Genomic DNA, 20902 nt, shown 5'->3' on the forward strand with positions numbered 1-20902 from the left:
AATGATTACATGATTAATAGTATGCAGTTTTTGTATTTGGTGGCTTCTTATTTATTTGGTAACATCTTGACCGCTTATATAGTAACAAAGTTGAGACATAATGTTGATATTAGGGATGAAGGAAGCGGAAATCCTGGCGCAAGAAATATGGGGCGCGTATATGGAAAATGGTATTTCGTCGCTACATTTTTAGGTGATGCCATTAAAGGTGCAATTGTAGTTTGTATAGCAAAATATCTTTTTGAAGATGCTACATTCGTAATGTTAACATTATTGGTCGTTATTATTGGACATATTTACCCAATGTTGTTTAAAGGTAAGGGCGGAAAGGGCATTTCAACATTTATCGGAGGACTCATCGCATTTGATTATTTGATAGCGCTTACTCTCATAGGTATTTTTATTGTTTTTTATTTAATATTTAAAGGATTTACAAAGCCAGGGTTAATTACAATCGCTTGTTTACCAATTTGTATGGTTTTTTATTCTTACTCTATTGGTACGACTATATTAAGTGTACTTATTATTGTTCTTATTTTATATGTAAATCGAGAATAAAGTGGACCTTTTATCCCGCTATTTGCCGGGCAGTAAGACCCCCACCTCAAAATTCAGCGGAAGCAAAGAAGTTAGGTGGGGGGCGGGCTGCCCGTAAAAGCCCGATTGGTGAAGGCTAATAATCAGTGGGGGATGAACAAAACCCCCACTGATTAAAGTTTCACTTTATAAGTGGGGGTATCTCCACTTATAATTTTTATGAATTAAACAACGAGCAATAAGTAGAGAGAAAGGGGATAGGACATGGGGATAATTTATAAAATTGCTGATCAAGCTTGGGAATTTGAAAGTATACATAATTTGAACTATAAAACATTTGTAGAAGAAATTCCGCAACATGAAGAAACGGAGGAACGTTTTCGTATAGATCGATTTCATGAAGAAAATACATATTTAATTTGTTTAGACGGTGTGAAGTTAGTAGGTATGGTCGCGGTAAGAGGAAAACGCCCATTCTCATTACATAATAAAATCTCAAATTTAGATGTATATTTAAACAAACATGGTGAAAACGTATATGAAATTCGTTTGCTTTCAGTAGAACGTGAATATAGAAATGGTAGAGCGTTGTTAGGATTAATTCGCTTTTTACATCGTTATTTGCTTCTAAATGGATATGAATTGGCACTCATTTCAGCTACAACACGTGAGCTTCCTTTATATGAGCAAATGGGGTTCAAATCTTTCCATACGTTAGTTGGAACAGAAGAAGCAGCTTTTCAGCCGATGTATGTTACACCTACTATGTTCGAAGAATCGAGTGTTGGAGGTATTATGACGAAAGAATTTACGTTTTTACCTGGTCCAGTAGACATGGAAGAGAATGTTCAAAAGGCATTTTCTACTAAGCCTATTTCGCATCGTTCTAAGTCATTTCAAGTGACGATGGACAATGTAAAGAAACGATTGCTTCAAATGACAAAAGCAAAACATGTACAAATTATGTTAGGAACAGGAACGTTAGCGAATGATGCGGTTGCTTTACAGATACGTTCTTTAAAAGGTAAAGGGCTAGTTTTAGCGAATGGAGAGTTTGGTAATAGATTAATTGAGCAGGCAAAACGAGCACATTTAAATTTTGATACGTATAAAAAACAAATGGGAGAGCCGTTTAAACAAATCGAATTAGAAAAAATAATTGTAAGTGGAAATTATGAATGGCTTTGGTTTGTTCATCATGAAACATCAACTGGAATGTTAAATAATTTGGACGAGCTAAATGCCCTTTGTAAAAAGTATCATATGAAACTATGTGTAGATTGTATTAGTTCAATTGGAGCAATACCGATAGATTTGAAGGATGTATATTTTGCAAGTGGCGTTAGCGGGAAAGCGATTAAATCATTTACGGGATTATCTTTCGTTTTTCATAATCAAAATATAGAGAAAAACGAAGCAATACCCGCGTATATGGACATTGGTATGTATGAAATGAATGATAGTATTCCATATTCTCATTCATGGAATTTAATTTACGCACTGCAAGAAGCATTGAAGAGATTTGAAGATGAAACGGCGTTTGTAAAAATAAATGAGACATATGCTTATATGGAACAAGCTATTACTAATATGGGGTTAAAGCTTGTTTCACCTAAAGAGCACACCGCGCAAATTATACTCACCATTCAGTTAAATGAAGGGTATTCTTCTAAAGCAGTAGGCGATGCATTAGCATTGCAAGGATACATTGTTCATTATGAGTCATCTTATTTGCAAAAAAATAATTGGATCCAAATTGCATGTTTAAATCATTATAAAGAACGTGATAGGAAGAGGATGTTGAATTGTTTGCAGGTGTGTGTTACAGAAAGTCCTTTTAGCGTAAATAATTATTTATAAATTTTATAAAGTTATAATTTACACTTGCTAAGCGAATAGAAGTACATGTATTGACAACAGTTTAAAAGAGAGCGAAAGCCCTCTTTTAAACTTACTTAAATGGACTACTCACAGATTGGAATACCGAGAACTCTCAAAGCTAGTGCTACTTGAAGAGTAATTTCCAATCTAGCAATTTCGATGCCAGCAACTGTGAGTACTAAAAAAGGTTGGCCGTTTACGAACACAATACAACTTTCCATATATACGCCTCCTTTCTAGTAATCTACTACAGTATATGAATAAAACTATAATACGTTATAGTCGGATTTATGAATTTTATGAAAAATAATAGATTTAACCTATGTTCACGAAATAAATGGGCTCATAGTGTCAATCATATAATAAAAAGCATCTAAAATAAGATGCTTTTTATTATATGTACGTTTTAAGTGTGACAATAAATAAAGCGAATCAATAATCAATAGAGAGGGAAATATATTGATAAATATTTGTATGAGGTAAACTAAGAAGGTTTTAGAAAAACAAAAAGGAATTTTTATACTTGTAGCATAAAAATTCTAGGGGGATGTTAATATGGAAAAAACTATGATGGTAGAAACAACAAACATGATGATGTCTATGGAAAAAATGATGTGTGAAATGAAGTGTATGAAAATGATGATGAATAACATGATGCAAATGGATGTAGAAATGGATAAGGCAATGATGGTAAAAATGAATGAATGTGATGAAATGATGAAGACAACTATGTCTATGATGAAAGCGATGAAAGAGAAATGTTGTTGAAGTAACAAAGTATAGCGTAAAATGATGCGGATTTTGCAAATTTGAATTAGAAAAGAGCCTGTATTAGTTTGTACACTAAAATAGGCTCTTTTTAAAGATTGTTCAAAAATAAATTGATTTGATAAAAAAAGAACTAAAGATTATTTTAGTTCTTTTTTCTGTTTTAACACTGTTCAAATCATTGGATTAAAAGCTATAGAAGATGGATAAGTAGTGAACAAAGACAAGTGAGAGCCTATCTTTCTTCGTTAAATGTGTGCTGAAGTAAACAAGGACTCCATTTTAATTTTACTCTTTTCACGAATTTCAGCGTCTGCATGCCTCATAACGTATTTATGCGCTACAGCAATTGCTAAAACATCATCTAATAAGCCAATCCCGATAATAGCAGCTATATCTGGAATGAAATCGATTGTTAATACGTAATAGGATAAAGCAGCTAATATTATGAGTTTTGCTTTAGTAGGTAACGTTTTCTTTTTCATTGTGTAAAATAAAATAATACTTTCATATACGCTGGATTTTCCAAGGTTTGCGGAGCTTTTTTTGAATTTTTTCCAAAGCGTCTGTTTCTCCATATAAACACTCCTTTTACAAAAACATATATTTTTTAAAAGGATGGACAAAGAAGTGAGGGAATAATCCATTTTATTTTTGTTTCTTAATTTATAATTCCATAAGAATAGGAAATTACCTGTTCAAAATAATATAATGTTTATGATGCAACGACCTACAGTGTTTCATTACATAGTATGGATAATAAAATTTATGTAGTCAAAAATGGTGAGGTTGCTGATATTGTAAGAAAGGCTATTTTCCATGGGCATGGATTTGATCCGGTTCATTGTTTAGGAGAAGAGAACGGCAATACTTATAGGTTAGCTTTAGAATTGGGTGACATTATGTACTATAATCTCTATCACGGCTCATGAGGTGGAATATACGTTAGATGACATCGCTCAAATGAATATATCTAAATTAGCAATAAGATACCCAGACGGATTTAATCGAGAAGCTTGTCGGAAATCTGTTGATGGGAAGTGAGACCAAGTTTGAATTTTGTACAGAAACTAAAGAAGCCCATACTTCAATTCGTGATATGTATAGTAAAATGTATGTGGATGATGCAGTTATTATTAAACATTTAATAAACGGTATGGGGGAAGGGAAATGAAGATAATAGAATTACCAATTGAATTTGAATGTAACGGGCGAAAACAATGGATTTATCCGAGCTTAATTGTATTAAACAATGAATTAACTTTAGTAGATACAGGTTATAAAAATTTTTTACCTTTAATGGAAAATGAAATTTTAAAACATGGATATGAGATGAAAAACTTAAAAAATATAATTATTACTCATTATGATGATGATCATATAGGGTCTTTATACGATTTCAAAGTGAAATATCCTCAACTTCATGTTATTGCTAGTGAAATAGAATCCAACTACATTAATGGTGAAATAAAATCAGAGAGACTAGTTCAAGCTGAAGAAATGTTAGAACATATGCCAATTGAAGAGAAAGAATTTAGTGAATGGTTTATACAACAGTTAAAAAATATAAGACATATTTCTGTCGATGAAAAAGTATATGATGGTCAAATGATTTTGAATGATAAATGTCAAATAGTAGCGACGCCAGGACATACTTCGGGGCATATTTCATTATATTTTTCGGACTTAGACTGTGTAATTACAGGGGATGCGGCCGTTCAAGATAATAATGAATTAGTAATAGCTAATCCAAATTTTTGCTTAGATATAGAAAAAGCGGAAGAATCTTTAAAGAGAATTAAAAACCTTAAAGCAGCAAGTTATTATTGCTATCATGGAGGAAAACTCATTATATAAAATATATAAAAAAACCGATTTTTCTTATATTGAAAAGATCGGTTTTTTAATTCATAGATTCCGCAATTCTTATTAAATCAGTAACATTGTATTTTCTTTTTATGTATAGTTTGTTACCAAGGGCGATTTTATATTGAAAACCGTCCTTCTGAAAGATAAGTTCGTATGCTAAATCAAAATGAGGATTATATACTGCCTTTATATTGTGTTTTAAAATGTAAAATTTAGTGCCCTTATGTACATATTGATCTAATTTATGTTGAACTGGTGAAACAGTGATTTTAAAAATCCCATTACTATCTTTATTGTAGTATCGTAGTTCTAAGTAATCGTTATAGATGTACCCTTGAAATTCATGAATTTCGAACGGGAATTTTGTAGGAGTAAGTATATGTTCCTTACACTTCATTTCATATTTTTTTACAATAGTAGCTTCTCTCATTAGAGGATTAGTTCCATCATAAATTTGATTAATTTGAGATATTTTATTGTTTTTTGTTATTATTTCTAAAATGTAACCGATAGTAAATTCATCATCAGTGTCTTTGAAATAGGAAATAAGAATTGTAGTATCCTCTTTTGGAGATGGTATTATTTTAATTTCATGAATAGGTTTTTCCTTTTGGAATGTAGGTAGTTCAATCCCTTCTGTTACATATGACCGCATTAATTTTTTATCATTTTGGAGTAAAGCTTGTTTAAATTCACTTATCACATTTGTTTGAGATTTCGCCATAATAATTGAGGTCGATTGAAAATATAGTAAGAACAATATACAAAATATCTTTATGAATGTATTGGTCAATTTTATCACCTTGTAACTATGTTTCCTTAACATTGAAATATATATGTATAGGAGGGGAAAAGATGAGTTTATTGCTTGATGTAATAATGGCTATAATTACATTTTATCCTCGAAATGATATGAAATTAAAACATCATATTGCAAAGTTAAGTGAATTCGAGTGGTTTCGAAAGCTAGACGAAGATACAAAGTATACAAGACTAATTTGGAGTAATAGAAAAATTAAAAAGTTCATTTTGTCTACTACTAACATGGAAGCATTAATAAATTCCGAGACAAAACAAAAAGAATTTGTCCACCTAGTACATGATGAATATAAAAAAAGAAGGTAAGAATTTTTTTATTTTTCATATTTGGCGAAACAAATGGTACAATGAAAGCTAATGTGAAAAATAAGGAAAAGAAGTGGTCTATTTGAAAAACTTTTTAGAATTAGGAATTAGTGAAACTTTTAATCATACATTACGTGAAAATGGAATTACGGAAGCAACACCAATTCAGGAAAAAGCAATTCCTGTTATTATGTCAGGTAAAGATATTATTGGGCAAGCGAAAACAGGAACGGGTAAAACATTAGCGTTTGTCTTACCGATTTTAGAAAAAATCGATCCAGAGTCTAGTGATGTTCAGGCTTTAATTGTTGCACCAACAAGGGAACTAGCATTGCAAATTACAACTGAAATTAAAAAAATGCTTGTTCAAAGAGAAGATATTAATGTACTAGCGATTTATGGCGGGCAAGATGTAGCACAACAATTGAGAAAGTTAAAAGGTAATACACATATTGTTGTAGCAACACCAGGACGATTATTAGATCATATACGACGTGAAACAATTGATCTAAGTAATCTTTCAACGATTGTACTAGATGAAGCGGATCAAATGCTTTATTTCGGTTTCTTATATGATATTGAAGATATTTTAGATGAGACACCTGGTAGCAAACAAACGATGTTATTCTCAGCAACGATGCCAAAAGATATTAAAAAATTGGCGAAACGTTATATGGATGAGCCGCAAATGATTCAAGTACAAAGTGAAGAAGTAACGGTAGATACAATTGAACAGCGTGTCATTGAGACGACAGATCGTGCAAAGCCAGATGCACTTCGTTTTGTTATGGATCGTGATCAGCCATTTTTAGCAGTTATTTTCTGTCGTACAAAGGTTAGAGCAAGTAAGTTGTATGATAATTTAAAAGGACTAGGTTATAATTGTGCTGAACTTCATGGTGATATACCTCAAGCGAAACGTGAAAGAGTTATGAAGAGTTTCCGCGAAGCTAAAATTCAGTACTTAATCGCAACGGATGTAGCAGCTCGTGGACTTGATGTAGATGGTGTAACGCACGTATTTAACTATGATATCCCTGAAGATGTAGAAAGTTATATTCACCGCATTGGCCGAACAGGGCGTGCAGGTGGATCAGGTCTTGCAATTACGTTCGTTGCAGCGAAAGATGAAAAACATTTAGAAGAAATTGAAAAAACGCTTGGTGCACCAATACAAAGAGAAATAATCGAACAACCGAAGATAAAACGTGTAGATGAAAATGGAAAACCGGTACCAAAGCCGGCTCCAAAGAAATCAGGTCAAAATCGTCAAAGAGATAGCCGTGAAGGTTCAAGACGTGATTCGAGAAATAGCTCAAGAAGTGATTCGAGAAATGGTTCGAGAAATGAAAATAATCAATCATTTAATAAGCCAAGCAATAAGAAAAGTAGTACAAATCAAGGTCAGAAAAGACGTGGGCGTTAAAATATGAAGTGGTAATTGGGATGAAGAGATATATTGTTTGTTAATAGAGAAATCGATATATAATAAAAAAATCCTGATACAATTATGAATGCAGAAGGAGTCACAAAAATTTGTGGCTCTTTTTGTATTTTAAGATTAGGTTGGTATGCATTTGCTCAATGCGAGTAAAGTTGATAATTTCATTTACCGTATTTAAAGTGAATTGAAAAATAAAGAAAGAATAAAATGTGGAGTTTCATTTGTCTGAATGTTCAGGAGGTTATATAATGATTTTCTGACTATTAAAATATGGAGGAGTGCAAATGAAAAATGAAACGTTACACACACAAGAAGACATTTTAAAAATGCTTGATTCATTATTAAGACCTGCAGAACCATTTTGGAATGAATTTTATGCCAATAGAGAAAAGGATGTTCCGTTTTTTGAAAATATTCCAGATGAGAATCTAGTTTCGTATATACAAAAAGAGAGAGTTTCAAAAGGGAAAGTATTAGAACTTGGATGTGGTCCAGGTAGAAATGCCATTTATTTAGCGAATGAAGGATTTGATGTTACAGCAGTGGATTTATCTGCAGAAGGCATTCAGTGGGCAAAAGAGAGGGCGTTGGCAAAAGGGGTACAAATTCACTTCATTTGTGATTCAATTTTCAATTTAGAGGTTCAAAATGAATTTGATTTTATATATGATTCTGGTTGCCTTCATCATATTCCACCACATAGAAGAATGAATTATATAGAGTTAATTGATAGATATTTAAAATCAGGTGGTTATTTCGGATTAACATGTTTTGCAGCAGGTGATTTGGATGAACGAAATGGATCAGAAATAACAGATTGGGACGTATATAGAGGTTGGAGTTTACAAGGTGGTCTTGCATATTCTGAAGAAAAATTGAGAGAGATATTTAAAGAGTTTGAAGGAATTGAAATTAGGAAGATGAAACAAATGAAACAACCGAATGATATGTTTGGGGAATCATTTCTTTGGACAGCATTGTTTAAGAAGAAATGAAAATTAGATAATTGACAAATTTACCGTTTTTATAGACAATACATTTATAAGAATGTACGTTCGGTTTTGTTGAACGATGTATGTTTTGCATAAATACATAACAAGGGGCTGTCTCTATATGAGTAACACAAATCAAAAAATTACTACATTTTTAATGTTTGAAGGAAAAGCTGAAGAAGCGATGAATTTTTACACATCCCTATTTGATCAATCAAAAATTGTAAGTATCTCTCGCTACGATGAAAATGGACCTGGTAAAGAGGGAACTGTAATTCATGCAACTTTTACGCTAAACGGACAAGAGTTCATGTGTATTGATAGTTATGTAAATCATAATTTTACATTCACTCCAGCTATGTCTCTTTATGTAACTTGTGAGACAGAAGAAGAAATTGAAACGGTCTTTCATAAACTAGCGCAGGATGGAGCAATTCTTATGCCTTTAGGTTCTTATCCGTTTAGTAAAAAGTTTGGCTGGTTAAATGATAAGTATGGTGTATCTTGGCAGTTAACTCTTGCTGAATAAAAAAGAAGCATCACTTATTTGTATAATATGTTCAGTTAAGAGTTTGAAAAATTAAATAACTTTAAAAAGCGTTCCAACTGTCAACAGGTTTGGAACGCCTTTTTTGTTGGTATATCATTTTTGGGGAATTGTTAATTAATATCGTTTATTTTAAATGAATTGAATAGTTGTCTAATTTCGTGTTTATTTAGAATGTTTTTATATTTACGGTCGATTATCTGTTAAGATAAATATATACAACTAAGTATTTACTATCTGGTAGGTTAATAAAAAAAGGAATGTATAAATAGTTAATAATCTTACAATTAAATTGCAACTAGGTAGTTAGGAGGAAAAATCGCAATGGATACTACACAACAAAACAGTAATGCATGGGATAAGAAGGTGGAAGAAGGTTCTAGATACACGCAGCCTGTAAGTAGCGAGATTATTGAGAAAAGCAAATCAGGTGAATGGGAGATTACAGTCACTACGGAAAAATCAGTTCCTAGAGAGTGGTTTCCAAAGTCATTAGATGGATTAAAGATACTTTGCTTAGCATCAGGTGGCGGACAACAAGCACCAGTTCTAGCTGCTGCTGGAGCAGATGTAACAGTTACTGATATATCTAAGAAGCAATTGGAACAAGATGAAAAGGTAGCAAAACGGGATGGTTTAACTTTAAAAACCGTACAAGGAGATATGTCAGACCTTAGTGATTTTGAGGATGAATATTTTGATATTGTCGTAAATCCTGTCTCTAATTTGTTTGTAAAAGATGTTCATCTTGTATGGAATGAAGTTTCTAGGGTTTTAAAGAATAAAGGTATTCTTATTGCTGGATTTACAAATCCGTTACTATGGATTTTTGATGATAACCAAGAACAAAAAGGTATTCTTGATGTTAAACATTCAATTCCCTCATCAACATTGGATTATTTACCAGAGGATGAAGTTCAAGATTACATCGATTCAAATCAAACAATAGAATATGCACATACTTTAGAAGACCAAATCCAAGGCCAAGTTGAAGCTGGTTTTGTTATAACGGGTTTTTATGAGGATGATTTTGGTGGAACAAGGATATTAGATAAGCATATTAAAACCTTTATTGCCACTAAAGCTATAAAGTTAAAGGTTGATTAAAAATTTTAGCTTGTTACACAGGGTGTTAGTCGAAGAAGGGATTTATAAATAGTAAAAGTTCAATATACAAGGAAAAGGATGGCACTTACCATCCTTTTCCTTGTATATTTTGAGTGGCAAAACAAGTTTTACAACTTGTAGCTGAACCCGTTATGATTTTTGTAGCGACGCTTTTTCTTTTTAAGAATTTTGGATGCCGAATCTTTTTCCAAGTTTAGCTAACAATTCAGGCTGATCCCCTTGGCTCATTACAACTTCAATAAAGATAAGTCGATTCATATTAAAACTTATTTTATTTAAGACTTCTGCTAACTCTATTTCATTTTCTACTTTAAATGTGAGACTTTTTTCTTCTGATCCGAATACATTTGGCAGTTTATTATAATCCCACATTTGTATGTCATTATATGGTTGGTCTCGTCCATGAATCGCTCGTTCAACAGTATATCCGTTGTTATTAATTAAAAATATGATTGGTTTTAAATTATGACGTAACATAGTGGATAATTCTTGAACAGTTAACTGGAAAGAACCATCACCAATAATTAAAATGTTACGCCGTGTTACATTAGCGAGTTGTGTTCCTAATAGAGCGGGAAGTGTATATCCGATAGATCCCCATAACGGTTGTCCTACAAATGAAGCGTTATTAGGTAAAGGGATAGCGGCACTACCGAAGTATGGTGTTCCTTGCTCTGCAATTAAGACGTCGTTTTCTTGTAAGAAGTGGTACAATTGTTGCCAAAAACGTTGTTGTGTAACGATTTGTGCTTTTGGATTGAACTCTTTAGTAATAGATGATGATTCTGAAATAAATGGCTTAATTTCAAACGTTTCTTCATTACGATGCTTGATTGAATTACTTAAATATTGTAATACGTCTTTCATTACAACCGGTCCGTATTTTTTATCTATAATTTTCACAGTATAGGGATGGATTTCTATAACTTGTTCTTTCGTAAAACCTTGTGTAAAGCCACCGGTAATAGTATCAGTTAATTTCACACCGATACTAATGATACAGTCAGATTCATCAACTCTTTTTCGCAAGTATGGAGGACTAACATCGCCAGTGTAAATTCCTATAAATTGAGGATGTTTTTCTGGGAATATACCCTTGCCCATACTTAGTGAAGCGATAGGGAAGCCAGTTTTTTCTACGAGTTGATGTAAATCTTCTTCAGCATAAAAACGATTCACTTCAAAATCAGCTAATATAACCGGTTTTTTGGCGCTATTTATTTTTGAAATGGCATGTAGAAGCATTTTATCTAATGCGTCTTTATTACTTACTATGGGATGATTTAAGATTGGTTCCGTAGGTTTATTAATTGGTTTATTATATACATCGATCGGTAAAATAATATGGACTGGACGTTTTTCATTCCAACATGCACGGAGTACACGGTCAATTTCCTCAGCGGCATGCTCAGGGATTAAATTTGTTTGTGCTATAGTAATTTCTCGATACATATTGGAAAAGTGATCGAACTTTCCATCACCTAATGTATGATGAACGAGTTCTCCATTTTCCATTACAGTTGTTGTTGGTGTACCGGTAATTTTTATAACTGGTACGTTTTCGGCATATGAGCCGGCAATGCCGTTTATGGCGCTCAATTCCCCCACACCAAAAGTGGTAATAAGAGCAGCAACACCTTTTATGCGAGCATATCCATCTGCTGCATATGCCGCATTTAATTCATTACAGTTGCCAATCCACTCTAAATTTTTATGTGCAATCACATCATCTAAAAAGGCAAGATTATAATCACCAGGAACACCAAATATATGCTCAATTCCTAATTCGTATAATCGATCTAATAAATATGTACTTACAGTATATTGCGTTTTCAAGAGAATCATCTCCTAATTATTTTAGTTCGTGTAGCGAATGCTTCAATGGACTACAGAAGTTCAAGTGCGTTGATTAAAATATTCATTACTGGATTGTGGTATAATTTACATACAGGGGGAAAGTAGATGACACAACATAAAGAAGAACAGATGAATGAGGCATTGGCATTATTTTATTTTGCATATAAGACATTTACTGAAAAGCCAGATGAAATTATAAAAGAATATGGTATACAACGAGTGCATCACCGAATTTTATTTTTTATCGCACGTTTTCCAGGGATAAGTGTAAATGAGTTACTATCGCTATTAGAAATAAGTAAACAAGCTCTTCATGGACCACTGCGTCAACTTGTGGAAAAGGGACTAATTGAAAGTAATGAAGCTACTCATGATCGTCGAGTAAAACAATTATCCTTAACAGAAGAAGGGACAGATTTAGAGAAAAAACTAAGTGATGTTCAAAGAAAGCAAATGGGTGCTATTTTTTCAAAATTTGGTGAATCATGTGAAGAGAATTGGCATCAAGTTATGAATGAAATGGCGAATAGCCGTTCAGGTCATGATGCATGGATAGCGAAAAGAGAAATTCCAGTTGATCAAAAATAATGAGAAATAGGCCTTTCTTTATAGTTTGAAAAAGAAAGAATTTTATCCATGCATTTGGCAACTATGGATAAATCATAGAGTGAATGGATAAAAAGGTGCATTACTAGATACTTTATACGTGTACGCGATGGAACAATAAAATTCACATTTCCGAGAGGGGAATTATAATGATAAAACTTGTACTAATTCGTCACGGACAAAGTTTATGGAACCTTGAAAATCGTTTTACTGGATGGACGGATGTAGATCTATCAGAGAATGGATTAAGTGAAGCAAGAGAAGCAGGAGCAATATTAAAGGAAAACGGTTATACTTTCGATGTTGCTTACACATCTGTATTAAAACGAGCAATCCGGACTGTATGGATTGTTCTTCATGAAATGGATCTTACTTGGGTGCCTGTACATAAATCATGGAAACTAAATGAAAGGCATTATGGAGCGCTACAAGGATTGAATAAAGAAGAAACTGCAAAAAAATACGGTGAAGAACAAGTTCATATTTGGAGAAGAAGTGTCAATGTAAGACCACCGGCTATTACTGAAGAAGATCCTAGATATGAAGCGAATGATCCGAGATATAAAACACTCAAAAAAGGTGAATTTCCATTGACAGAATGTTTAGAGGATACGGAGAAGAGAGTGCTGGAGTATTGGCATTCAGAAATTGCACCATCATTAAAAAGTGGTGAGAAAGTAATTATTTCATCGCATGGTAATACAATTCGATCGCTAGTGAAATACTTAGACAACCTTTCAAATGATGGTGTGGTTTCATTAAATATTCCAACTAGCATTCCGCTCGTTTATGAATTAGACGAAAATTTACGTCCGATTCGCCATTATTATTTAAGTATGGATGGAGAAGTACCTGAAGGGGAAATTCCGAAACATATTTCTTTTTAACATGAAAATTTGAAATGCATGCTTGTCTACATATACAATGTAGACTCATGATAAAAGACGTGGCCTCCTTCTAATGTATATGCGATGTAGCTAAATTTAGAAGCTTGTCCACGTCTTTTGTCATAAAGAGAGCTGCTTGCGCATGTAATGATATCGTGAGTAGTTTTTGAATGGAGGGTGATGTAATTGACGATCTCTAACATTCGAATTGGCTTATTTATTTTAGCAATCGTTTTTGTAGTTCTTGTTTTCTTTTATTGGAGAAATGAAGAGTTGTATGAAGAGAAAAAGCAGCGAATTCGAAAAACTTGGTATGGATTATTCATAACATCAGTCACAGTTTATTTCATGATTAAAGGAATCGATTTAACCCTCTGGAAAAATTTATTAATGTTCACTGCGATGGTCATTTTCGTTGATATTTCATTTATTTTAACACCTAACATTTCGGAAATATGGGGAGCGAAATTTAGCGATATCGGTAAAACTGTTCAATCCATAAAGCGGTCATTAATCGCTTCAAAAGCAAGAGGGGAAATATATACGAACATTATCCAAAATATTAATCCAGCAGCATTTGGGACGATGGAATGGCATACGGAAGAGGAATATACAAAAAGCTTAAACACATTTTTAGATTCATATGGGGAAAAAATCGGAGCGAAAATTGTTGTATTTGAAGCAGCGAATGAATTAAATACGGGCTTTCGTGGTATTCGTTCTCAATTTAGTATTACAATACCTATAGAGCATATAGAGCAATTGAATGAACAAAAAGCAGTACAAGTAGAAAACGTGGGAATTATACCAGCAAAAATAATGAATGATGTTTTTATCGTTATTGATGGGAAGAAGAATAGCCTGCAAGATCGAGATTTTGAAAATGTATATAATTTAACAATACATCATAGTTATTTTAGTAAGTAGGACAGAATCGTTTTTCTGTCCTTTTCTTCTATACATAAATTCAAAACAAAATTCGACAAAGTTGAATAAAATAGGACAATCATTCCTACACTAGCAGGTAGAGGTGATTGTAGTGATAAAAGATTATGACAATGATTTTTTTAAAGAAGAAAATGAAGATACAACAGATTTCTCTTTAATCAAAGGAGATACGTTGCAGCAAGTAGAAAAGTTAGAAGAAGAATTAAAAAGAAAATGATTCGTGTACACTGTGTCTTTATTTGCTATATAATATAAATAGAAGGTTGTATCTTTTTGAAAAGGGGGAGAAGAGATGGCTGAAATAAATGTACAAAAGTCTTCGTTTTTTAAAGAAAAAAAAGAAGAATCAAATACAGATTTCTCTCTTGTGAAAGGTGCATTAACGGAAAATATAAATCGGTTAGAAAAACTTATGAATAATAGCAGTTCAAAATATATACGAGTACAAAAAACAAAAGAAAATGCATAGAGCATTTTCTTTTGTTTTTTATTCCGTTATTTGCGGGTTAGTTTCAAGTTAGTTAACATTTAATTTTTCTTTTACTTTTCCGGGTAAATCTACTTTCTGAATTTCTTCATAGGACTTCACTTCAATAGATGATATTTCATTTTTATCTATATCATCTTGATCTACATAAAGACGTAAAAACGCATTATCATTTAATTTATGGTCGTTTTCTTTTTTTGTACTTCTAAATGTAATTTGTTTTTTTTCTCCGTCTTCATCATATGCGGGCAACGTATAGTTCCGTAAGCTTCTGCCTTCTACTTTTTCAATAGAGCCTTCACCTTTTATCTGTACGTAATATACATCCTTACCAATTCTATTTAGTGATGCTCTCTCACATCCAATAGTAATGCTTGAAAATAATAAACATAGTGTCATAACAGCAAAAAGCTTTTTCATATTATTTATCTCCTTCAATTTGTTTCTTTAAAAAGTATACAACTATTGTTAAATTAGAAAAATCGATATAGATTACAACATTCTTACAATGATGTAAGAGTATAAGGTATAGAGCGCAGAAGGATTAAATTGAACTGTTCATAATAAATTTTTAATACGTTTAAAGAAAGGTAAAATAATGAATCATGGTATAATGATAAAAGACTTACATACTATTTTTTCATTTTGAGAGGAGCTTGAAAAATGTATTCTACTTTAGAACAATTAACAAAGCACCCTGTATTTTATCATTTTGCAGAAATTTCAAAGATTCCTAGAGGATCAGGTAATGAAAAGGAAATTAGTGATTATTTAGTGCGCTTTGCAAAAGAGCGTAACTTAGAAGTGATTCAAGATCAAGCATTGAATGTCATTATTAAAAAAGACGCAACTGCTGGCTATGAGAGTGTACCAGCTATTATCATTCAAGGTCACATGGATATGGTTTGTGAAAAAAATCAAGCAACAGTACATGATTTTGAAAAAGATCCAATTGAGTTACGAATTATTGGAGACATGCTATATGCGAATCAAACAACTTTAGGTGCTGATAACGGTATTGCTGTTGCATATGCATTAGCTTTATTAGATTCAAAAGATATTCCGCATCCAGCACTTGAAGTAGTAATTACTACTGAAGAAGAAACGACAATGGGCGGAGCTTTTGCTGTTGATGCAAACCACTTTGATGGAAAGATCTTTATAAATATTGATTCTGAAGAAGATCATAAATTACTTGTAAGTAGCGCAGGTGGTGCGAAAGCAGTTGAAACAATTGCAGTAATTTGGGATGAGGCACCTGCACATATGGACGCATACCGTCTATATGTTGGTGGACTTAAGGGCGGACATTCTGGTATGGAAATTGATAAACAACGCGGAAATGCGAACAAAGTACTAGGACGAGTTTTACGTGATTTATCAATAAATATTCAATTTGATATATGTGAGGCTCACGGCGGATTAAAAACGAATGCAATTCCACGTGAAAGTGTAGCTACAATTTTATTACGTCCAGAAGATGTAGAGCAAGTTGAAGAAAAGTTAAAATCATGGACACGAGTATTACAAGAAGAAATGCGTGCTGTTGATCCAGATGTTCATGTTACACTGACAAAATTAGATGAGAAAGTAGAAAAAGTATTTGCTAAAGAAACACAAAAACAGTTGATTTCATCATTATTCTTAATTCCAAATGGCATTCAAAGTATGAGCATGGATATTAAAGGCCTTGTAGAAAGTTCAACAAATTTAGGGGTTATTGAAACGCTGCAAGATGAAATTAAATTGCGAAACGAAGTAAGAAGTTCTGTAAGTAGTTTAAAACGACATATTGCAGATGAAATTAAATATATTGCTGAATTAGTTGGAGCAACATTTGAATTAGAGTCAGAATATCCGGAGTGGCCATACAATCCAAACTCACAAATTCGTAATTTGTTTGAAAAAGTACATCAAGAAAAATACAACAAAGATGTTGAAATCTTCGCTGTACATGCAGGGATTGAATGCAGTGTATTCGTTCAAAAGATGCCTGAATTAGATGCAATTTCATTCGGGCCAGATATATTCAACGTCCACACTCCAGATGAGCATATTAGTATTTCTTCTGTTGTGAACAACTGGGGATTCTTCGTTGATGTAATGCAGGGAATGAAAGAATTAGCTAAATAATAACGATAAAATGAAAAGTAGCCTATAAAAATTTATAGGCTCTTTTTTTGTGTTGGAATTTATCCCGCATTAACAGGTAGTAAGACCCCCACCTCAAAATTCAGCGAGGGCAAAGTAGTTAGGTGGGGGTCGGGCTGCCCATAAAAGCCCGATTGGTTTAACTAATAATCAGTGGGGGATGAATAAAACCCCCACTGATTAAAGTTTCACTTTATGAGAAGTTGTTTTTCGTTAGTATGTAATATTAAGCTTGAACAATTAATAAGGATGAATTGTTGATGTTTTTAATACTTATGAAGGGGTGGAAAAATGAAGGGAAGAAAGCAATGTATTGTTTGTATGTTTTTATTGTTCTTTACATTTAGTTTCATTGGTGTTCACAAAATAATAGCAGAAGAAGTTGAATTTTCAGGAACAACTGCTCCATTGAATGTAAATGTTAGAGAAGAAAAAAGCTTGAATGCAAATATTGTAGAGGTGATTCCCGGAAATACAAAAGTATCCTTTAAAGGATGGGAGTATGGTGAAGCGGTTAAAGATTACTGGACAGGAAATTTAGATAATCGTTGGTTTTATTATTTTAAAGATGGGAAAAAAGTATATGTAACGTCAGCTTATATTAATGGGAATCCTCCAAATACATCAACAGATCGTAAATTATCTGTTCCTAACATATTACAAGAAAGATCAAATTGGTGTTGGGCGGGCACTTCGGTTTCAGTTTTAAATTATTTTGGGAAAACTCCTTCACAAGATCAGTATGTTAGGTATGTCAAAGGTGGATCATATAATAATCCTGCAACTTCACGTGAAATACAATATGGATTATCAGGATATGGTGTTAGCTCAGCTATAAGTTCTGGAGCAAAATCGTATGATTGGTTCAAAAATCAAATTAATAGTAATCAACCGATGATTGCACTCATTATGTGGCAAAATGGAGCTAACATCGGACACTTTCTAGTACTTGATGGATTCTATAAAGGTACAAATGGAACAGACTATATAACTTACATGGACCCTTGGTATGGTGATCATTATAATCATAATTTCAGTACGTTCCATAACAATAATAATTTTTGGTGGAATGAAACTGTTTATAATATCCGTGCAAATTAATAATATTAAAAGTGTGGGGGTTCATGAATGGGAAAACTACTTAGGCTTGTGATACCATGCATTTGTTTAATGACTGTTATTATTTTCGCTAGTAAAATTAGTTATGCATCAAAAAATAAAAGTGAGCCAGTACAATCGATCGCATTAAAAGATTATCAATATAGTAAGAGTAGTTCTTCTGAAAATGTAAGTTTTGAAAAAATAACAACCTCACCATTTTCGTTACCAATCTATGAAACAATTCCAGCACAGCAAATGTTAAATAGCTCTGAATTTAAGCATATACTATTACCAACAAATGAAAAGTTGTGGTTTATTATGAAAGGTGAGCAGCCGGAGGGACTAATTGTTGCGAATGATACTGAACCGATTCGAACGGGTGGAGAAAATAGAAGTAAAGATTTATATGGGTTATATAAAGCAATAAAAAATAATACAAATGAAACAAAAAATATTAGTTATTTTGAATTTGAAGGGCAAGGAATATTGGTAGTAAATCAAAATAATGACCAAGAAATATATCTTAGTAAGGGTGCTGCTGCTATATTAAAACTTCCTGCTGGTCAAAAAATAGTAAGCAGTGAAGTAATACAGAAAATGAAAGAGAGAATCGTAACTGCTTTTGAATAGTTAATTATAAACTGAATAAATATATACGTATGTAATATGAAATTTCATGTACTGTACTAGTTTTAGAAATGAATACATTCATAAAAAATACAGTAGACGGAGCAGAAAAGATAACAAGTGAAAAAATCGCGAGATGTTATAAGGGGCAATGGTGATTATAGTAGGAATTGTTGATTCTTATTTGTTATTTATATGAGGTTGAACATGGAACAGGCAAAAGGCAAAAGGATTGATGTTAGAGGTATAAACATAATAGTGCATATAAAAAGGTTAGAGAAGCTAATTCTCAAACCTTTTTATATGCATTCCAAAGTTTTTATAAATGGTGGAGTTACACATGCTCATCAAGTTAACATTTCATACCACCCCCGGAGTGGATTTTTTGCATTTTGCACAGAAAGATATTGTTCGATTTAAATCGTGCTTCATACGTAATAATTTAATTAAAAAAGCTTGACCTTAACATTATGTAAAGGTTTACAGTGGAACAGAAAAGGAGGTTAAGAAATGCAAAAAATAACGAAATTGTGTATGAGTGCTGTACTAACCACATCTATTATTAGTGGTTATGCTCAAATTAAGGGAATTGAGAAAGTCCAGGCGAAGGAAATTGAAAAACCGCAGAGAGAAGATAGGAAGAAAGTAGAGGCGCAAAAAATAGTAGGAAAGTATACAATGCCAGATGAAAAAAGCAAACATGAAGGAACATGGCTACAATGGCCTCATGAACTTACATACGGGTCAAAATATCAGCAAGAAGTAGAACCGATTTGGATTCAAATGACAGAATCTTTAAGCAAAGGAGAAAAAGTTCATATTGTTGCATATGATCAAGAAGAGAAAGAAAGAATTATTGAAGTTCTAACGGATCAAGGGGTAAATATGGAGAAAATTGATTTCTTTATCGCACCTACTGACGATGTATGGGCTAGAGATACTGGACCAATTTTTGTTTACGATAATGACAAAAATTTAAAGATATTAGATCCAGGCTTTAACGGATGGGGAAAGAAAACGCCATATAAGAAAGATGCTCGTCTTCGTGAGAATCTTAGCAATCAGTTAGGCATTGAAAGAATAAATTGGAATAAATTTGTTCTTGAAGGTGGCGCATTTGAATTGGATGGTAATGGAACTGTTTTATTAACTAGAAGTGCTGTGACGAATAAAAATAGGAACGCTAAATTGTTAGAAAAGGATATTGAAAAATATTTTAGTGAACTTGGGGTAACAAATTTTATTTGGTTAGATGGAGCACCTAACTTAGATATTACTGATTTTCATATTGATGGATTTGCCAAATTCCACGATAAATCTACTATTATAACGTTAAAAGAAAAAGATTTGGCTGAATGGGGAGCGTCTGGCAAAGATATTAACAAGTTGCTGCAGGCAAAAGATGCTACAGGTAATAAGTACAAGTATGTATATCTACCGCTAAGTAAGAATAATGTTACATTAAAAAATGGGAAGAAGCTTGATTATAAAGGTTCCTATATTAATTATTATATAGCGAATGAAGTCATCTTAGTTCCAAACTATAATGATCCTAATGATAAAATAGCAAATGAGATGATTCAAAAACTTTATCCTGATCGTAAAGTGTTGGGGATAGATGTAAGAGAGCTGTATAAAAATGGTGGTATGATTCATTGTATTACTCAACAACAACCAATTAATTTAAAATAATATATTTATAATTCTTTGGGAAGTTGTCTATTTCTTATGAGAATCTGTTTATCCATAGGATAGGTAAAGACGCGATAGCATTTTTACCTATTTTATTGTATTTTTTTATGAGTTTAGTATAACTTTCCTATAAACTGAAGAAACCTACCCTTTTTGAAAAAATCTTAATCAAAATGATAGGTTTTTTAAATGAAAAGCTATACTTGCTGTTGCGGAAGAAACATTGTTTAAAGGTATGTTTTCACCTTTTAAAAG

General features: G+C 32.6%; 24 protein-coding genes and 1 pseudogene. 20 read left to right on the forward strand and 5 right to left on the reverse strand.

Annotation, left to right across the window (positions count from 1 at the left end; translation table 11 throughout):
• Positions 1 to 9 precede the first annotated feature (9 nt).
• Complete coding sequence (plsY, locus tag ACS2MN_RS02700; protein WP_000610843.1) at positions 10 to 558, forward strand: glycerol-3-phosphate 1-O-acyltransferase PlsY; 549 nt, start codon at positions 10 to 12, stop codon at positions 556 to 558.
• Positions 559 to 801: 243 nt separating this feature from the next.
• Entirely contained in the window at positions 802 to 2397 is a 1596-nt protein-coding gene (locus ACS2MN_RS02705) for an aminotransferase class V-fold PLP-dependent enzyme (protein ID WP_098954355.1), read from the forward strand.
• 104 nt (positions 2398 to 2501) lie between these two features.
• Here ACS2MN_RS02705 and ACS2MN_RS02710 read toward each other — a convergent pair whose 3' ends face one another.
• Positions 2502 to 2639, reverse strand: a complete 138-nt coding sequence (locus ACS2MN_RS02710; protein WP_000443202.1) for a DUF3956 domain-containing protein — start codon at positions 2637 to 2639, stop codon at positions 2502 to 2504.
• A gap of 334 nt (positions 2640 to 2973) precedes the next feature.
• Between ACS2MN_RS02710 and ACS2MN_RS02715 the strand changes: the two genes are divergently transcribed.
• Positions 2974 to 3186, forward strand: coding sequence for a hypothetical protein (locus ACS2MN_RS02715; RefSeq protein WP_000416118.1), 213 nt, complete (start codon positions 2974 to 2976; stop codon positions 3184 to 3186).
• A gap of 248 nt (positions 3187 to 3434) precedes the next feature.
• Here ACS2MN_RS02715 and ACS2MN_RS02720 read toward each other — a convergent pair whose 3' ends face one another.
• Positions 3435 to 3764 (reverse strand): YkvA family protein, encoded by a 330-nt coding sequence (locus tag ACS2MN_RS02720; RefSeq protein WP_000415068.1) that lies wholly within the window; start codon positions 3762 to 3764, stop codon positions 3435 to 3437.
• 204 nt (positions 3765 to 3968) lie between these two features.
• Between ACS2MN_RS02720 and ACS2MN_RS02725 the strand changes: the two are divergent.
• The 3 genes and pseudogenes from ACS2MN_RS02725 to ACS2MN_RS02735 all read left to right on the forward strand — a co-directional run.
• Positions 3969 to 4230 (forward strand): annotated as a pseudogene (locus ACS2MN_RS02725) (hypothetical protein); the annotation flags it as partial.
• Positions 4220 to 4360, forward strand: coding sequence for a hypothetical protein (locus tag ACS2MN_RS02730; RefSeq protein ID WP_000534382.1), 141 nt, complete (start codon positions 4220 to 4222; stop codon positions 4358 to 4360). The pseudogene ACS2MN_RS02725 and the gene ACS2MN_RS02730, both read left to right, overlap by 11 nt.
• Complete coding sequence (locus ACS2MN_RS02735; protein WP_346994200.1) at positions 4357 to 5043, forward strand: MBL fold metallo-hydrolase; 687 nt, start codon at positions 4357 to 4359, stop codon at positions 5041 to 5043. The genes ACS2MN_RS02730 and ACS2MN_RS02735 overlap by 4 nt, the downstream gene beginning before the upstream one ends.
• 46 nt (positions 5044 to 5089) lie before the next feature.
• Here the strand turns inward: ACS2MN_RS02735 and ACS2MN_RS02740 are convergent, their stop codons facing one another.
• A complete protein-coding gene (locus tag ACS2MN_RS02740; RefSeq protein WP_080595581.1) occupies positions 5090 to 5881 on the reverse strand; it encodes a hypothetical protein in 792 nt (263 codons plus the stop codon).
• Positions 5882 to 5910: 29 nt separating this feature from the next.
• On the opposite strand from ACS2MN_RS02740, the gene ACS2MN_RS02745 reads away from it, so the two are divergent.
• From ACS2MN_RS02745 to ACS2MN_RS02765, 5 genes are all read left to right on the forward strand, one after another.
• The gene (locus ACS2MN_RS02745) at positions 5911 to 6180 is read left to right on the forward strand and encodes a hypothetical protein (protein WP_016108402.1); all 270 of its coding nucleotides are present in this window, start codon (positions 5911 to 5913) and stop codon (positions 6178 to 6180) included.
• Between the two features lie 73 nt (positions 6181 to 6253).
• Entirely contained in the window at positions 6254 to 7606 is a 1353-nt protein-coding gene (locus tag ACS2MN_RS02750) for a DEAD/DEAH box helicase (RefSeq protein ID WP_002038674.1), read from the forward strand.
• Between the two features lie 302 nt (positions 7607 to 7908).
• The gene (locus ACS2MN_RS02755) at positions 7909 to 8619 is read left to right on the forward strand and encodes a class I SAM-dependent methyltransferase (RefSeq protein WP_346994198.1); all 711 of its coding nucleotides are present in this window, start codon (positions 7909 to 7911) and stop codon (positions 8617 to 8619) included.
• A 118-nt stretch (positions 8620 to 8737) separates the two neighbouring features.
• Entirely contained in the window at positions 8738 to 9145 is a 408-nt protein-coding gene (locus tag ACS2MN_RS02760; RefSeq protein WP_346994197.1) for a VOC family protein, read from the forward strand.
• A gap of 342 nt (positions 9146 to 9487) precedes the next feature.
• Positions 9488 to 10270 carry a class I SAM-dependent methyltransferase gene (locus ACS2MN_RS02765; RefSeq protein WP_098138896.1) on the forward strand — a complete coding sequence of 261 codons (783 nt, stop codon included), beginning with the start codon at positions 9488 to 9490 and terminating at the stop codon, positions 10268 to 10270.
• 180 nt (positions 10271 to 10450) lie between these two features.
• Here ACS2MN_RS02765 and ACS2MN_RS02770 read toward each other — a convergent pair whose 3' ends face one another.
• Positions 10451 to 12127: an alpha-keto acid decarboxylase family protein gene (locus ACS2MN_RS02770; RefSeq protein ID WP_346994196.1), complete on the reverse strand. Its 1677-nt coding sequence runs from the start codon at positions 12125 to 12127 to the stop codon at positions 10451 to 10453.
• Positions 12128 to 12253: 126 nt separating this feature from the next.
• On the opposite strand from ACS2MN_RS02770, the gene ACS2MN_RS02775 reads away from it, so the two are divergent.
• The 5 genes from ACS2MN_RS02775 to spoIISB all read left to right on the forward strand — a co-directional run bounded on the left by ACS2MN_RS02775 (position 12254) and on the right by spoIISB (position 15058).
• Entirely contained in the window at positions 12254 to 12736 is a 483-nt protein-coding gene (locus ACS2MN_RS02775; RefSeq protein WP_000191892.1) for a MarR family winged helix-turn-helix transcriptional regulator, read from the forward strand.
• Positions 12737 to 12903: 167 nt separating this feature from the next.
• Positions 12904 to 13641: a 2,3-diphosphoglycerate-dependent phosphoglycerate mutase gene (gpmA, locus tag ACS2MN_RS02780; RefSeq protein ID WP_000594132.1), complete on the forward strand. Its 738-nt coding sequence runs from the start codon at positions 12904 to 12906 to the stop codon at positions 13639 to 13641.
• 186 nt (positions 13642 to 13827) lie between these two features.
• A complete protein-coding gene (locus ACS2MN_RS02785) occupies positions 13828 to 14568 on the forward strand; it encodes a type II toxin-antitoxin system SpoIISA family toxin (RefSeq protein WP_000155917.1) in 741 nt (246 codons plus the stop codon).
• A 112-nt stretch (positions 14569 to 14680) separates the two neighbouring features.
• The gene (locus ACS2MN_RS02790; protein WP_000588713.1) at positions 14681 to 14806 is read left to right on the forward strand and encodes a hypothetical protein; all 126 of its coding nucleotides are present in this window, start codon (positions 14681 to 14683) and stop codon (positions 14804 to 14806) included.
• 75 nt (positions 14807 to 14881) lie between these two features.
• Positions 14882 to 15058: a stage II sporulation protein SB gene (spoIISB, locus tag ACS2MN_RS02795; protein ID WP_000808012.1), complete on the forward strand. Its 177-nt coding sequence runs from the start codon at positions 14882 to 14884 to the stop codon at positions 15056 to 15058.
• Positions 15059 to 15106: 48 nt separating this feature from the next.
• Here the strand turns inward: spoIISB and ACS2MN_RS02800 are convergent, their stop codons facing one another.
• Positions 15107 to 15496 (reverse strand): YxeA family protein, encoded by a 390-nt coding sequence (locus tag ACS2MN_RS02800; protein WP_097860662.1) that lies wholly within the window; start codon positions 15494 to 15496, stop codon positions 15107 to 15109.
• Positions 15497 to 15739: 243 nt separating this feature from the next.
• On the opposite strand from ACS2MN_RS02800, the gene pepD reads away from it, so the two are divergent.
• The 4 genes from pepD to ACS2MN_RS02820 all read left to right on the forward strand — a co-directional run bounded on the left by pepD (position 15740) and on the right by ACS2MN_RS02820 (position 20647).
• Positions 15740 to 17209: a beta-Ala-His dipeptidase gene (pepD, locus tag ACS2MN_RS02805; protein ID WP_346994195.1), complete on the forward strand. Its 1470-nt coding sequence runs from the start codon at positions 15740 to 15742 to the stop codon at positions 17207 to 17209.
• Between the two features lie 309 nt (positions 17210 to 17518).
• Entirely contained in the window at positions 17519 to 18328 is an 810-nt protein-coding gene (locus ACS2MN_RS02810; RefSeq protein WP_000678381.1) for a papain-like cysteine protease family protein, read from the forward strand.
• A gap of 27 nt (positions 18329 to 18355) precedes the next feature.
• Positions 18356 to 18958, forward strand: a complete 603-nt coding sequence (locus ACS2MN_RS02815; protein WP_000517300.1) for a hypothetical protein — start codon at positions 18356 to 18358, stop codon at positions 18956 to 18958.
• 507 nt (positions 18959 to 19465) lie between these two features.
• Entirely contained in the window at positions 19466 to 20647 is a 1182-nt protein-coding gene (locus ACS2MN_RS02820; protein ID WP_001169635.1) for an agmatine deiminase family protein, read from the forward strand.
• Positions 20648 to 20902: the final 255 nt, after the last annotated feature.

The sequence above is a fragment of the Bacillus cereus group sp. BceL062 genome, assembly GCF_051780025.1.
Taxonomy (GTDB): domain Bacteria; phylum Bacillota; class Bacilli; order Bacillales; family Bacillaceae_G; genus Bacillus_A; species Bacillus_A toyonensis.